The sequence below is a fragment of the Methylomonas fluvii genome, assembly GCF_014850975.1.
Taxonomy (GTDB): Bacteria; Pseudomonadota; Gammaproteobacteria; order Methylococcales; family Methylomonadaceae; genus Methylomonas; species Methylomonas fluvii.
Genome location: NZ_JACXST010000003.1, coordinates 150,267 through 165,172, shown reverse-complemented (window position 1 = coordinate 165,172; position 14,906 = coordinate 150,267). Strand labels below are relative to the sequence as shown.

Below are 14,906 nucleotides of genomic sequence, written 5' to 3'. Positions count from 1 at the left end.
TAAAACAATATCAGCAAACCCAAGCAAAGTCGGTGCGGCAACGAACATAGATTAGAAGCTAGACAGACAGCTTTACGGACCTCGAATGCCAGGCATTTTTCCAATGTTGGATAGCGTACCGACACCGACGGCGGTTTTACTTAAACTCCAACTATAAATTCACTCAACCAGAACCCTAAAGCCGGACCGAGTCCAAAACTTACAGAGACCGACAGCTATTCCATTCAACTCGCTACACGAAGAACAAATTCGTCATCGCCCCAGCGTTGCACCATTCCAACCAAACCTATTGTGCAGGTCACTTCGGCCACACGATGCTTATCAAACTTAGCTCCACGACTTTTTAACTACCGCCTGACTAGTCGGCAGATAGCCATTGCCTTGGCAGTTAGTTGGCTACGCAAGCAATACAGACCGTCCGGAAGCAGACTGCTCCGAAGCTAACGGTTGCATTAACTCTGTAAAACCCGGTTTTGCCTGGCAAGACCGGCTTCGGGGTAAGAGCCATTGGATGGCTATTTGTTAACTTAAAATCTATCGAGAAATACCTATGGAAAAGATCCCTTATATAAAGACCTCGCTCGCCGTTTGCCTATTGGCGGTTTCTAGTGCTAGTTCCGCTAGCGTTTGGGCGCCAAACGACGGCGATGTTAATTTTCTGTCGTTTAGCTCTTCATCGTTCCCGTTTCCTTCGCTTTCCGATACCTTCGGCATTTTCGAAGATACGGCCGTTATCGGTGCTGCCGAACCTGTCGTCGCGTTTACCGGTGTCGGCGCGGTGTCGTTTGTTGCTAACGGAGCTAATTACAATATCGGCACCGGTAGCACATCCGGCACTTTGCTGGGCTCCAATAATTTCCAAATTGGTATGCTGTCCGGCGGGGTTTGGAGTGCTGCATTCGGCAATACCGATTTAGGCTCTGACGCTAACTTACTGGCATTCGCAGATTCTTCCGAGTTTAACAATCTGCACTTTTTGTACGCGTTTGACATCAGTCCTTCGCAAGCAAGCAGCGATGCACCTGCCGCAGTGCCTTTACCGGCGTCAATATGGATGATGACCAGCGCTTTATTGGGCGTCTTGTATGCAGGACGCCGTAAATCCACTGTTTATGCCTAAATCCTAAGTAATAGCCGGCGCGTGCGATATGGCAGGCGCCGGCTATTTTTTTGCCTATTCATTGCAAAAATACGGACCAAAAAAACGGCGGGTGAATTCACTCGCCGTTTTTGGTGTTCTGAAAAACTGCTTCGCCCTTACTGCGCCGCGTTCAAATGCAGAACAGCTTCTTCCGAGGATTTTTTCGCTAAATCGGTGTGACCTTGTTTCGCATGCTCGATAGCCGCATTCAGACTTATGACACCTGCTTTTAAATGCTCGTCGATCACCTTGATATGCCCCTTCGCTGCATCCGCATGGTTCGAGATGGTTTTTGTGTCACCAGACTTAGCGGCTGTTTGCGCATGCTCCAGCGCCAACGCGATATGACTTTCTGCTGCATAAACATTGATAGTGCTAACGCTCAACAGCATGCCGGCGCATATTATGGTCAGTTTTTTTTGGTTAATATTCATGGTTGTTTCCTTGGCGAAGTATTTAGAATGCTGCGTTCAATAGCGGTCGCTCTTATCGCCTTTCTTGGCATTGCGGCGGATAACGACAAAACCGACTCGATCTTTACCGGCAGTCATTTGCAGGTCGTCTTCGTATTCCGTAGCGATATCACTGCGACTATTTCCTTGAATGTCTAAAAGCGGCTCATTGTGTGCTTCCACGAGGTTTTTGTTGGGTGGGTTATTGATGCTGATCTCCAAAATTGTTGACCACAACTGAATTAGCCATGACCTAAGCGCAGACTAAGTTCTACAACGCTCATTCCACACCATAACCTTAACGCCAAATGCAGTCGGTACGGCAACGAACAGATACTGCTTACAAAATCCTAACCGCCTAGTACCACCGTCACTTCATGCGGTTTTCCGTCGTCCAGCAAATGAATACCTTCGCCAGGTACTTGCGCTATGCCGTCCAGTTCCAGGCTGACAATTCCTCGGCTCACACCGTTCGGGTTATTAATGCTAACGTGGTACACACTGGCACCATGCCGATAAACTAGGTTGTAACTCTGCCAGGCTCTGGGTATGCACGGTTCGAACAGCAAACGGTCGCCACGCATTTGTAAACCCAGAATGGATTCCAGCCCGGCCCGGTAAAACCAACCGGAGGCGCCGGTGTACCAAGTCCAGCCACCTCGGCGGGCGTGCGGTGCTTCGGAATAAATATCCGCCGCCAATACATAGGGCTCTACCTTGTAGGCATAAACCCCGGTGCGGCTGGTAGTGCGCTTGATCGGATTCAGCATGCGCAGCAATTCGCTAGCCTGATCGCCTTCGCCGAGCATGGCATAGGCAATAACCGACCAGATCGCCGCATGGGTGTACTGCCCGCCGTTCTCGCGGATGCCGGGCGGATAACTTTTGATATAGCCGGGATCGCGTTCGGTTTTGTCGAAGGGCGGCGTGAACAACAACAGCAAATCATCGCCGTAACGCACCAGATACTCGCGCACCGATTCCATCGCCCGCCGCGCCCGTTCCGGTTCGGCAGAGCCAGAAATGACGGCCCAGCTTTGCGCGATGGAATCGATGCGACATTCGGCATTGGTCGCCGAGCCCAGCGGCGAGCCGTCGTCGAAATAGGCGCGCCGATACCAAGCCCCATCCCAGCCTTCTGCTTCGACGGCGCTCCGCAGTTGTCCGGCGTGCTCAAGCCAACGTTTTGCTCGCTCGTTGTCGCCGCGCGTTTCGGCAATGTCGGCAAAATCCGACAGGGTTTTGATCAGAAACCAGGCCAGCCAGATGCTCTCGCCCTGCCCGCGATTCCCGACCCGATTCATACCGTCGTTCCAGTCGCCGCTACCGATCAACGGCAAACCATGCGCACCGGTAGCGAGACTCAAATCCAAGGTCCGCGCGCAATGCTCAAACAGGCTGGCTTCTCGCGAAGTTTCGGTAGGATGAAAATAGGCATCGTCCTGATCAACTGCCAACTCCGGCCCTTCCAGAAACGGTAACAATTCCTCCAGTACCGCGTTATCGCCGCTAACATTCAGGTAATGCGCGACCACAAACGGCAGCCAGACCCGGTCGTCGGAAAACCGGGTACGCACGCCGCGACCGGTGGGCGGATGCCACCAATGTTGCACGTCCCCCGGTTCGAACTGGCGCGCGGCGGCGCGTAGAATATGCGAACGGGTCAAATCGGGCCTGGTCACCGCCAAAGCCATGCTGTCCTGTAATTGATCGCGAAAACCAAAGGCGCCGCCCACCTGATAGAACGCTGCCCTCGCCCACATTCGGCAACTCAAGGTTTGGTACAACAGCCAACTATTTAAAAGCACATCCAGCTCCCGATCCGGGGTTTTGACTTGCACCTTGCCCAGTATCGCTTGCCAAGACTGCGTGACCTCAGCAAATAACGTGGCAACGTCGATCGTGCGATGCTTGCGAATCAATTCGACAGCGTGTGATTTGTCCTGGCCCTGCCCCAGAAAAAATACGATCTCGATTTTTTCGTCCGTGGCCAACTCGATGCTGGTTTGCAAAGCCGCGCAGGGATCCATGCCGGCACCGACACGATTTTTAAGCGGTTTTGGATAAATCAAGCCGGCCGGCGCGTCCAGACTGCCGTTACGACCGAGAAACTCCGTGCGATTAGCCGTCCAGCCTGTCTGCCGCCCGGCCAAATCGGCAAAAGCAACGCGTGTACCAAATTCCTGATCCCACGGGTTATAAGCCAGCATGGCGCCGGTTTCCGCATCCAGTTCCGTGACGATATGCGGAACGGTGACGCTACGCGACGCACCGAGCACCCATTCCAGATAGGCCGTTATGCTCAAACGCCGGCGGCGACCGGATTCATTGGTCAAGGTCAATGAGGAGATTTTGACCGGATCCTCCTTGCTGACGAACTGTAACAATTCGCTATGAATGCCATGCGAATGATGTTCGAAGCGGCTATAGCCCTGGCCGTGCCGAATCAAATAGCTAGCATTGTCTACCCGAATCGGCAGCGCGGTCGGCGTCCAAAGTTCGTTGCTGTCCTCGTCGCGAATATAAAACACCTCGCCCGGCGCATTGCCGACCGGATCGTTCGACCAGGGGGTTAATTGGTTTTCCCGGCTATTGCCGCACCAGGTGCAACCGCTACCCAACTCGGAGACCGTAAAACCAAACTCAGGATTGGCGATGACGTTAATCCACGGCGCCGGCGTGCTCTGGCCTTTATCCAAAACGATTACATATTCGCGGCCATCGTGGGCAAAACCGCCCAGACCGTTAAAAAACTCCAGCGGCGGCACGACCAAAGCCGGCGCTTCGATAGCCGGCAGCAATGGCTGTTTGGCAATGAAAGGCATGGCCGGCCGCGGATGCCGTAATAATTGTTCGGCCAAGGTGCCGCGATTACCGACCAACATTGCCCTTGCCGCTGTTTGCAGCAAACGCCGCTCTTCCAGGGATAACAATCTGCCTTGCAATACAAAAATAGCGCCCTGCTGATTGTGCTCTGAGGAGGTCGAACGGGCCTGGTTTTCGCACACCAGAGTTTCTAATAAATTTTGTAAATCCTCGACGTAAGAGACCTCCTTTTCATTCAAAATCAATAGGTCAACAGCAAGGCCTTTAATGCGCCAGTACTCATGCGCACGCAGCAATTGCTCGACAATCGCGCGATCTTCCGGCTCGCCGACCCGCAACAATAAAATGGGTTTATCGCCGGAAATGCCGAACCGCCACAAACTGGCGACATTCAGGGTATTCGTTTGCAACAATTTACCGGCTGGCCTTAAAGACGGATCGGTATAGAGCAAGCGATTGGCCAGCATCTGAAACAACTGCGCCTCATCGGGTTTGGTATGTAAATGATGCAATTGCACATGGGCATGGGTCCAGGCCAAGGCCGACACCCGTTCCCAGGCCATCAGATTATGATATTTGTCAGACAAATCTGCCGCCGCCTGTCTTGACGCAGCCACTAGCGTGGTGAAGGTCAAGTGCTCAGTCGCCCCCGCTGCGATTTTAATACGGGTGCGCAAACTGAATATCGGATCCAGTACCGAACCTACCGTATTGCTCAAAGGCCGGCCGTCCATCACTGCCAACGGTGCGCGCAAGGTTTGGCCGCGGCCGATAAAACGGGCGCGGTCGGTTTCGTATTGCAATCCGTCGCCGGTTTGCCGGTCGGCCAGCACATGCGCGGCCCACAATTGCGGGTCTTCGGCGGAGCGTTGCCGACGGTGCGCGAGCAAGGCGCGGGTTTGGGGCAGGTATTCGGTCTGTACAAACAAATTGGAAAACGCCGGATGGGCAATATCGGCCTGCAAGGTCGTCAGTACAATTTCCGCATAAGACGTCACTTCGATTTCCCGCTCATGCATGCTGTTATTGGTTAAGCTCAACCGCCTGATTTCGGCATCGTCTTCCGGCGATACCACGATTTCCAGCGTGGTAACTATCGCACCGTCGGTGCGGGTGATGCGGGCCCGATCTTCGACAAACACCACTTCATAGTGCTCGGGGGTGGCAGTGGTCGGTTGGTAGCCTGCCGACCAAACTTGACCACTATCGACATCGCGCAGATACAAATAGCTGCCCCAGGCATCGCGAGTGGTGTCTTCACGCCAGCGGGTCACCGCCAGGTTCCGCCATTGGCTGTAACCGGAGCCGGCAGCGGTGATCATCAGCGAGTAACGGCCGTTGGACAGCAGCAGTGTGGACGGCACCGACGACATCGGCGACGGCACACGGCGCACCGGCGGCTGCACGGTTTCCTTCACATCGGACAGTTCCTGCAACAACGGCAGTACGCTGGTGTCGGCGCCGTGCGGGATGCGTTCCTGCAATAATAAATCCGCCGCCTGAATCAGCGCGGTGCGATGAAAACGATGCCGCATCGCCCCGTCATGAACCACATTCGCAAACGCCACCAGCGACATACCTTGATGATGCGCCATATAGCAACGCACCATGGCTACACGCTGGCCTTCCGCCAGGCGGACCGGCGTGAAATCCAGCGCTTCGTAGAAACCATATCGCCCCAGCGCCCCTTCCCGTTCCAGACGCGCGAAGTTTTCCACGGCGGCATGCGGCAAATACATAGCCGCCAAGGCCGTGGCATAAGGCGCTATCACCAATTCTTCACCCAAGCCGCGCTTCATACCCAGACCGGGCACGCCAAACGCGGAATATTGATAGGTCAAATACAAATCCCGGCCATTGAAAGCCGACTCCGACACCCCCCAGGGCACACCGCGTTCCTTGCCGTAGGCAATCTGCCGCTTCACCACTAAGCGGCAAGTCTGATCGAGCAGACTGTAGCGTGGGGTAAAGGTCACCAGCGACGGCATCAAGTATTCGAACATCGACCCGGACCAGGACAGCAATACCGTGCCATGCGCAACCCGCGTCACCCGCCGACCCAGGTGGAACCAGTGCGTACTAGGGACGTCGCGTTTGGCAATGGCGATAATACTGGACAGCCTGGCCTCGGAAGCCAGCAAGTCGTAATAACTGGGATCGATAGTCCCTTCCGCGACCCGGTAACCGATGGCAAACATGTGTCGATTGGCATCGTACAAAAACCGAAAATCCATGTCCCGGAACAAGCCTTCCAGGTGCTCAGCCATAAATTCAACGCGTTTATGCAAAGCCTTGGCTTGATCGCCGGCCCGGCGTAATAGCACAATTAGGGCTTTCTGAGCCGATGTAGCTGCTTGCGGCTGCGAATATTCTGCGTGATCAGCCCAAATGGCGTAACTGTCGGCCAGCTTGCTTAGCGGCGTTTCCAAACCGAATTGCTGGCTTTGTTCGGCACTTTGCGAACATAGCGACGGGTATTGTTCCGGAAAATGAATCCACGGAATCAACGTAGCCACATCGCGGGCATGCGAACGAATGTCGTCGCATAAAAAACCAGACCAGGCCAGCACTTCGTTATCCTGGCTATCCCCGCGTTCCACGGCATGCGCATTGGCCAGATCGAGTAAGGCGTTGGCGCAAACGGTTAGCTGTTGCCACAGCTCGCTCCATTCAGCTATCTCGGCGGGTCTCCTTGCCAGCAGTTCGCCCAGTATGGCCATTTTTTGCCGAAGCTCCCGCAACGTAACCGTCACGATGCGGCGGTCATCGTTGATATTGGCTAACGCGTCGAGTAATAAACGATGCGTATCGGCGAGTCCTTGCAAGGCGTTGGTTAAATCCAGCGGCTTGCTGGCCATCTCCCGACAGGCTTGCGCCAACGTCAGTAAATGGCCGGCCAGATTGCCGCTATCGACGGTGGATACGTAGCGCGGTTCCAGCATCTGCAAATTGCGGGTGTCGTACCAGTTATAAAAATGCCCGTGCAATTTTGGCAAATCTGTAAGGGTTGCCAGCGTGGCTTCCAGGCGCTCGACGGTATCGCTCAACCCCACCCAGCCGAAATCCCGTGCGGACACCACCGACAACAAATACAGGCCGAAATTGGTCGGCGAACTGCGGTGGGCAATAACCGCTTGCGGATCTTCCTGAAAATTATCCGGTGGCAGATAGTGTTCTTCGGCGGTGACAAAGGTGGTAAAAAACCGCCAGATGCGCCTGCCATACAAACGCAATTGCGCGCTATCGGCCGGCAACAGCGCTTCAGCACTATCGATTTTGGGCGGCAGACTCAAAGCCCGTGCTACCACCGGCGCCAGCCACCACAGTAATAAAAACGGCGCGGCCGCGACAATCGCGTCCGGGTTGAACAGCACCACCAACGCCCCAGCACCAAACACCACCGAAGACGAATGGCTGAGTGGGCGGATCAAATTTTTCAACGCATACCCTGCTCCGGCTTTAGCCTGCAACGCAGTCACCCATTTCAGCAGTTTGCGACGAGTAATGAACAAGCGCACCAGCGTGGTGACTATGGCGTCGGTCATCAACCAGGCTTGTTGTGCCAACAACGTAAGCGCCACCAAACTATTGCACAGCGCCCAGGCTACATTCTCTAGCGCACCACGCAAATGCGTTGCTAAGGAAATGCCGCGCCGCGGCGCGGTAAAACCGGCGGTGAAGGCTAACATGGCCGGAAAAGCCAAGGAAGTCAGCACGAAACCGATCAGTGCCAATAGCGGCGCCTGCGGCATGGCCCAGCTTGCCACCAAGGCGGAAAACGCCGCCGGTGCCGACAGTGAGCGGCGCAGATTATCCAGCATCTTCCAGCGGCCTATCATAGGCATGCCCTTGCCGCGTTTACCGAAAATCCATGGCAGCAACTGCCAATCGCCGCGCGCCCAGCGGTGCCCGCGTGAGTCGGCAACACCGGTATGCGACGGAAATTCCTCGAAAAACTCGATATCGCTGACCAAACCGCAACGTACGTAAACGCTCTCGAATAAATCGTGACTAAGCTGAGTGTTATCCGGTACCCGCCCGGCCAGCGCTGCTTCAAAACTATCTACGTGATACAAGCCCTTGCCGCTGTAGGTGCCAAGGCCGAATAGGTCCTGATATAGCTCGGATACCGAGCTGGAATAAGCATCGGTGCCGGAGGCCCCGGCAAAAATTTGATGGAACATCGAGCGTTCCTGGCGTTGCGGCAAGGTTGGCGTGACTCTGGGCTGCAAGATGCCGTAACCATCGATAATAGTTTGGCTGTCGGCGTCGAATACAGGCTTATTCAGCGGATGCGCCGCCACTCCGACCAATTGCGCCACCACACCCATTGGCAATTTGGTGTCGGCATCCAAGGTAACCACATAGCAAATGCCGGCCGGCGCGGTGGCGGGTTGACCGGCTATTGGCAAGAATGAGGTATCGGTGGCGCCACGCAGCAGGCGATTGAATTCCTGCAATTTTCCACGTTTGCGTTCCCAGCCCATCCATTTGCCTTCGCTGGCATTCCACAAACGTTTACGGTGAAACACAAAAAAGCGTTGCTGACCGTACTTGGCGTTCAATGCGTTGATCGCGCCAATTGCCACACTCAACAGTTTGTCGTCGTTGGGTTGAGTTTCCTGCTCCGCATCCGCCCAGTCCGACAATAGAGCAAAGCGCACCGCGCCGTCCAGATTGGCCAGATAGCGGATTTCCATTTGCTCGACTTGCTGCCTTACCCCCGCTTCACCTACAAACATGGTTGGCACCACTACAAAGGTGCTCAAGGCTTCCGGTACGCCGTCTTTCAGTTCCAGACGAGGTAAATGATTGGGCGGCAGGCCGGCCACAATGAAATGATTCAGCAAACCAACGGCAATATCCGATGCCGGAAATACTAAAACCAAAGCCAGCAAGGCCAACTGAAATCCGTTCAGTCCGGCGGCGCTGGATACGCTTAACGGTAAGGCCAGTAAACACAGCGTCATTAATCCCAGACTGCCGACATAGGCCAGTCCGGCATGACTGACATAGGTACGCAACAGCCTTTGTTTGAAGGGCGAACGGTAATGCACTTTTGCTTCGAATGCATAACGACCGGCACCGATCAGATAATATCCCGGCTCCATTTGCCGTTCGTCGTTGCAATCTTGATCGATGGCGATTTGTACTTCGACAATTGCCAGCCGCGCAATCTCTACTTCAGATACCGGCGAACGTTTGGCCAGTTCTTCTATGGCATGCCGGTAACGGTCGCGCGTCAAAAAATCCATGGCCGCGTATTCGTCATGCGCGCGCAAACAGGCATCCGCCAGGCTGACATCCTCAACAAATTGCGGCCAATCGAACGCCGAGATGGCGCGCATACTGGTGATGATGTTGCGCACCGTCATGTTGTCGGCAATTTGCGCGGCGTGTTCCCGATGCACAATGTCATCTAGGCTTAGGCCTTGCTCACCAAGCCAATCGCTGAGAAATTTCAACGACAGTGCTATCGCCGGATGCGGATCGTGCGAGCGCTGCAAAATCTGCACAGCATAAGCTTGACGCAACGGTTCGGCCGGCAACACGCCAGCCGGAATGACCGGGTCCGGGCTATCGCTGCGGGCGACGATTTGCTCGACATGGTCGACAAACTGGTCGGCCAGGCGCCGGCCGTTTTGCGAACGCATGATGCTGACCGCCAATCGCCGCAGATTTTCTACCAGCAATACCCGCAGCGTAATCGGGATTGCCCACAGTTCGCCCAGGGTCAGCGGTTCGACGCTTTGATAGGCTTTTACGAACAGATTCAGCAAGTCTGGTGCGAAGCGGCTGTCGGTGTGGGCTACCAAGGCCCAGGCGATGCCGTAAACGCGCGGATAGCCGGCCAACACGCCTTCGGCCAGTTTGGGTAGTTCGCGCGAATAACTTTCCGGCAGGTCGACATGAATGTCGCTAACTTGCTCTTCGATGACATGAAAATTATCCAGCAGCCATTCCGCGGCAGGGGTGATGGCATGCTGCTCGCGCACCGCCCGGGAGACCGCTTTGTAAGCTTCCAGTAGCACCAAAGCGTTCTCGCGCACCCGAGGAATCAGTTTATGGCCCTTCTTTAGCGTGGTGATTTTTTGGGCTTTTGCCAGGCTGACCGCATGCTGTTCCAGTCGCTCGGTATTGAATAATTCAAAACGAATCGGCGCTTCCTCGCCACCGGGATGCTCGCTTCTAACATGCCGCCGTTGTTCTCGCCGCTTGGCCATGGATTAATACTCCAATCTGATAAATGTTGTCGCCAATCGCCTGTCGGCAACGTCGATTGCGTCCTCGCTGGGAGGCTGTCGGTAAAAAGAACGGTTGGGCCGACGCTAATCGAACCCAACGTCTTGGAAGGGAAGCTAAATTCTGCCGAGTACCAGTAGAATCAAGATGACGATCAACACCAAACCTAAGCCGCCGCTGGGTCCATAGCCCCAAGAACGGCTGTGCGGCCAAACCGGTATTACGCCCAGCAGCATCAGGATTAGTACGATGAGTATCAGTGTGCTAAGTGACATGGTAGTGCTCCTTGTGGAGTGGGGACGTTAACGTGAAACTGTGCAAACTGGACGGTGCATAACGCCTAGCGGTGTACCAACCCCAACACCCCCACGACAATCAAATAGACCGCCACGAAATAATTCAGAAACCGGGGTACTACTAAAATTAGTATGCCGATCACCAGGGCCAGTAAGGGTTCGATTGCCAGATTCATGATAAACCTCCGCGAATAGTGGAGATTGCAGCTTATCGGCGGGAGGGCTTGTAGTCTGTACGCTATCGCACACACCTATTTGGCTGCAGCGTTTTTAAAAGGCTGTAACGTTTACGCGAAGGTTATCGGGGGAGGACCAAGCGCAGCTTGCTGGTGCAGAATGTCGATAAGGAGTTGCCAGCAAATACCGGCTTAGTGTTTGGTATTTAGAGTTAGGAAACCTTTAAAATTTTGTCGTCGAAGCGATCGTCAAATTTCGACCCTTAGTCGCCTTTCAGTCGCTGGCTGTTAAAGACCGTTTCTGATTCTAAAGCAGCCCCATCAATTTTCCCAATCCAAAACACTGGTCAGGCGTGATAACCGTTGGAATCGCATTAATTCGATCGACCGCACAATAGATTTCAGTATACAAGTAACACCAATGAGCACTTACAAAAAACACCTTTTGAATTAAATCTACGTATGTGCTAGCTTAAAACCATGATGTCAATGTCGATGACGATTTTTAAGCTTTTTTCAAACAAACAGCCCCGCAATGTTGTTGTGATGCTTTTGCTTGTGAGTTGGCTTTTCATGCTGGTTTCGTCAACGTGCGTTATGTCGATGCCCGTTGCTTTGGTAACCAATGATATAGATGTTATGCCGATTGGCTGCACTGATGCCGAGCATCATGCCACCGGCACTAGGCAAGTAGTGCATCATAATCAGGATTGTGCATTAAAGGCCTGCCCAGATTCACAGCCTAACCCCGCGCTTAATCTCAAAATCGATAAGCCTGATCTTCCTGTCTTTATCGTTTGCCTGACTTGGCTAAGTATTTATATTTTTAGCCAATTACCCTGCCTTTATATACGTCATAGACAGCGAAGAACCACTGCCAATCCCATACCGATACGTTATCGGTTCTGCACCTTTCTGAATTAGCCATTTCTCCCCGGTAACCAGCGCCTTATTGGCGTGATAAGGCTCCATGCTTTGGCGTGCGCCTGTGTTTCCATTGATTGGAGAAAAATGATGTTCCCGTTGTTATACCTCTCGCCGGCTGTTCGGGTGTCTTGGCCCTTTTGGGTGTTCGGTAGTTGTCTGATGCTTTTCATCAGCATAGTCCACGCCGACGAAGCCTTATTGTCCATGGAACAGGCCGTTGAACTGGCTCAGGCCGGTAACCCCGGCATCCTCGAAATTAAAGCCCGTGCCGAAGCATTGGCCGCCATTCCCTCGCAAGAAGGCGCACTGCCAGACCCCACACTGAATTTCGATACCTTAAATGTTCCCACTAACAGTTTCAGTCTGCATAAGGAAGATATGACCATGATGGATATCGGCGTCAGTCAGATGATTCCCTTTCCAGGTAAGTTGGCACTAAAGGAACAAGCGGCTGAACAGGAAGCCCTGGCGGCAGCTGACTCGGTGGATGTCGCCCGTTTGCGCTTGGTTCGCGATGTCAAACAGACATGGTGGCGCCTGTTTTATTACGATAGGGCCATTAATGTTATTGCCGAAAGCGAGCAGTTTTTTCAACAATTGATCGATACGGCCCAGTCCCGTTACAAAGTCGGTCAGGGGCAACAGCAAGATGTCATGCTGGCCCAGTTAGAACTCTCAAAGCTCAAGGATGAAAAAATCGAGTTAATCGGCATGCGCCACAGTGCCGGCATTCAGCTCAACACCCTACTTAGCCGCAGTGCCGATACCGCTGTTAATCTGCCCAATCAAGCTGAAATCAAAACTCCGGTCTTGGTCGTTGCCGATATGCAGGCTCTAGCCATGGAGCATAGCCCGTTGTTCGAGCAGCATCGCAAAATGCTCAGCGTAGCCAAGACCCGCATTGAAATCGCCGAAAAAGATTTTTATCCCGATCTTACACTAGGTGCTGGTTATGCGGTCAGGCAAAATACCCCCTCCGGCGAATCCCGTAGCGATTTCGCTAGCGTCAAACTCAGCATCAATTTGCCGATTTATGCCGAGCAAAAACAGGCTAAGGCAGTCGATCAACGCAACAGTGAGTTGCTGCAGGAGCAGTATGCGTTGCAAGACGAGCACAACAAAGTGCATGGCGAAATTGCCGCCAACACCGCTCAATACTTACATGCAAAAGAGCGATTAGCATTATTCGAGCATGAAATCATTCCCCAAGCGCAGCAGGCGGTCAGTTCCTTGATGGCCGGGTATCCGGTTGGCAAGTCAGGCTTCAGTGATGTGCTCCGCACCCAACTGAGCTTGTTTCAGTATCAAAGCCAATATTGGAAATCGCTGGTCGAAACCCAGCAGATACTGGCGGAATTATCGAATTTAATTGGCAAGGAGCTGACCCATGACTAAGTATGCACTTTTGGCTAGCGCACTGGCCTTGCTCCTAGGTATCGGCAGCGGCTACTGGTTGGCGGGTAAACAGCAACCAGTGGAAAAGGTAGCGTTGGTCGCTGAACGAAAGCCTTTGTATTATCGACACCCGATGAATCCCAAGGTCACATCGCCAACGCCCACCAAAGACGAAATGGGTATGGATTATCTCCCCGTCTATGCCGATGAAGTCTCGCAGACAGCCCAACCGAATAAAGGGCGGGTTTTGTACTATCGCCACCCTATGGGGGCTGCTGATACATCGCCAGTACCGAAAAAAGACGAAATGGGCATGGATTATTTGCCTGTTTATGAGGGCGAAGCGACCAGTTCCAAACTCTTGAGCATTAGTCCGGAAAAAATCCAGAAGCTCGGTGTCAAAACCGAGAATGTCCAATATCGGGATTTAACGCGTTCGATCCGTGCGTTGGGCAGTATTCAAGTCGATGAGCGCCTGCTTCATACTGTCAATGCAAAATTCGAGGGCTGGATACAACGCTTGCAAGTTAATAGCACCGGACAACCTGTCAAACGTGGGCAGCCACTCTTGGATATATACAGCCCCGATCTACTGACGGCTCAGCAGGAATATTTGATAGCCAAACAAGGTGAAATTTCATTAGAACAGGCCAGCCCACAGGCGCTTGCCACCGCCCAGCAGCTGACGCGCAATGCCCTCCAACGACTAAAAAATTGGGATATTGGCACGGCCCAATTACAACGTTTGCAAGAGCGTGAACTCGCGATTGAAACCTTGTCGTTACAATCGCCTGTCAATGGCGTGGTCATGGAAAAGCCTGCGGTAGAAGGCATGCGTTTTATGCCTGGCGAGGTACTTTTCCAAATTGCCGATTTAAGTCGCGTGTGGCTGATGGTCGATGTATTCGAGCCCGATTTAGAGTGGGTGAAATTAGGTCAAGACGTCAGCGTCAATATCAATGCTTACCCTGATAAATCCTTTCATGGGCAAGTCAGTTTTATCTTTCCCACGTTGAATACCGATACACGCACCGTCAAGGTTAGAGTGGACATGGACAACGCCCAAGGTTTTCTAAAACCCGGCCTGTACGGTAGCGTTGAATTAATGGCTACTCAACAACGACACCGAGAGCTGAGTGTGCCCGATTCGGCTATTCTCGATAGTGGCACGCGGCAGGTGGCACTGGTACAGGTCGATGATGGCCGATTCGAGCCGCGCACCGTGAAGATAGGCCATCAGGCCAACGGATTTAGCGAAGTACTTGAGGGTTTGCAGGATGGCGACCATGTCGTCACCCGCGCGAATTTCCTGATCGATGCCGAAAGCAATTTGAAATCGGCACTAGACAGTATGAGTGGCGCTGAGGCGATGCCAAAGGCTGAATCGAATCAGGACGATACTTTGGCCATGCCAGAACATGAGCATAATCAACATGTGATGGAGCACTAG

The 14,906-nt window shown here is 53.4% G+C and carries 8 protein-coding genes; 3 read left to right on the top strand and 5 right to left on the bottom strand.

Translation table 11 applies throughout. The features are described from left to right. Positions 1 to 550: 550 nt before the first annotated feature. Entirely contained in the window at positions 551 to 1,120 is a 570-nt protein-coding gene (locus EBB_RS18235; protein WP_192395191.1) for a hypothetical protein, read from the top strand. 137 nt (positions 1,121 to 1,257) lie between these two features. Here the strand turns inward: EBB_RS18235 and smbP are convergent, their stop codons facing one another. The 5 genes from smbP to EBB_RS18210 all read right to left on the bottom strand — a co-directional run bounded on the left by smbP (position 1,258) and on the right by EBB_RS18210 (position 11,134). Continuing rightward, the gene (gene smbP / locus EBB_RS18230) at positions 1,258 to 1,575 is read right to left on the bottom strand and encodes a small metal-binding protein SmbP (RefSeq protein WP_192395190.1); all 318 of its coding nucleotides are present in this window, start codon (positions 1,573 to 1,575) and stop codon (positions 1,258 to 1,260) included. Between the two features lie 36 nt (positions 1,576 to 1,611). Continuing rightward, positions 1,612 to 1,815: a hypothetical protein gene (locus EBB_RS26035; protein ID WP_225587593.1), complete on the bottom strand. Its 204-nt coding sequence runs from the start codon at positions 1,813 to 1,815 to the stop codon at positions 1,612 to 1,614. Positions 1,816 to 1,943: 128 nt separating this feature from the next. Continuing rightward, positions 1,944 to 10,643, bottom strand: a complete 8,700-nt coding sequence (locus tag EBB_RS18220) for a glycoside hydrolase family 94 protein (protein ID WP_192395188.1) — start codon at positions 10,641 to 10,643, stop codon at positions 1,944 to 1,946. 135 nt (positions 10,644 to 10,778) lie between these two features. After that, complete coding sequence (locus tag EBB_RS18215) at positions 10,779 to 10,937, bottom strand: DUF3309 family protein (RefSeq protein ID WP_192395187.1); 159 nt, start codon at positions 10,935 to 10,937, stop codon at positions 10,779 to 10,781. Positions 10,938 to 11,002: 65 nt separating this feature from the next. Next, positions 11,003 to 11,134, bottom strand: a complete 132-nt coding sequence (locus EBB_RS18210; protein WP_192395186.1) for a DUF3096 domain-containing protein — start codon at positions 11,132 to 11,134, stop codon at positions 11,003 to 11,005. Positions 11,135 to 12,148: 1,014 nt separating this feature from the next. Here EBB_RS18210 and EBB_RS18205 point away from each other — a divergent pair. Both EBB_RS18205 and EBB_RS18200 read left to right on the top strand, forming a co-directional pair. Then, positions 12,149 to 13,456 carry a TolC family protein gene (locus EBB_RS18205; RefSeq protein ID WP_192395185.1) on the top strand — a complete coding sequence of 436 codons (1,308 nt, stop codon included), beginning with the start codon at positions 12,149 to 12,151 and terminating at the stop codon, positions 13,454 to 13,456. Further along, complete coding sequence (locus EBB_RS18200; protein ID WP_192395184.1) at positions 13,449 to 14,906, top strand: efflux RND transporter periplasmic adaptor subunit; 1,458 nt, start codon at positions 13,449 to 13,451, stop codon at positions 14,904 to 14,906. The genes EBB_RS18205 and EBB_RS18200 overlap by 8 nt, the downstream gene beginning before the upstream one ends.

Coding starts and splice junctions, on each gene's coding strand:
- EBB_RS18235 (WP_192395191.1), top strand. CDS start 551: ATGGAAAAGATCCCTTATATAAAGACCTCGCTCGCCGTTTGCCTATTG.
- smbP (WP_192395190.1), bottom strand. CDS start 1,575: ATGAATATTAACCAAAAAAAACTGACCATAATATGCGCCGGCATGCTG.
- EBB_RS18220 (WP_192395188.1), bottom strand. CDS start 10,643: ATGGCCAAGCGGCGAGAACAACGGCGGCATGTTAGAAGCGAGCATCCC.
- EBB_RS18215 (WP_192395187.1), bottom strand. CDS start 10,937: ATGTCACTTAGCACACTGATACTCATCGTACTAATCCTGATGCTGCTG.
- EBB_RS18210 (WP_192395186.1), bottom strand. CDS start 11,134: ATGAATCTGGCAATCGAACCCTTACTGGCCCTGGTGATCGGCATACTA.
- EBB_RS18205 (WP_192395185.1), top strand. CDS start 12,149: ATGTTCCCGTTGTTATACCTCTCGCCGGCTGTTCGGGTGTCTTGGCCC.
- EBB_RS18200 (WP_192395184.1), top strand. CDS start 13,449: ATGACTAAGTATGCACTTTTGGCTAGCGCACTGGCCTTGCTCCTAGGT.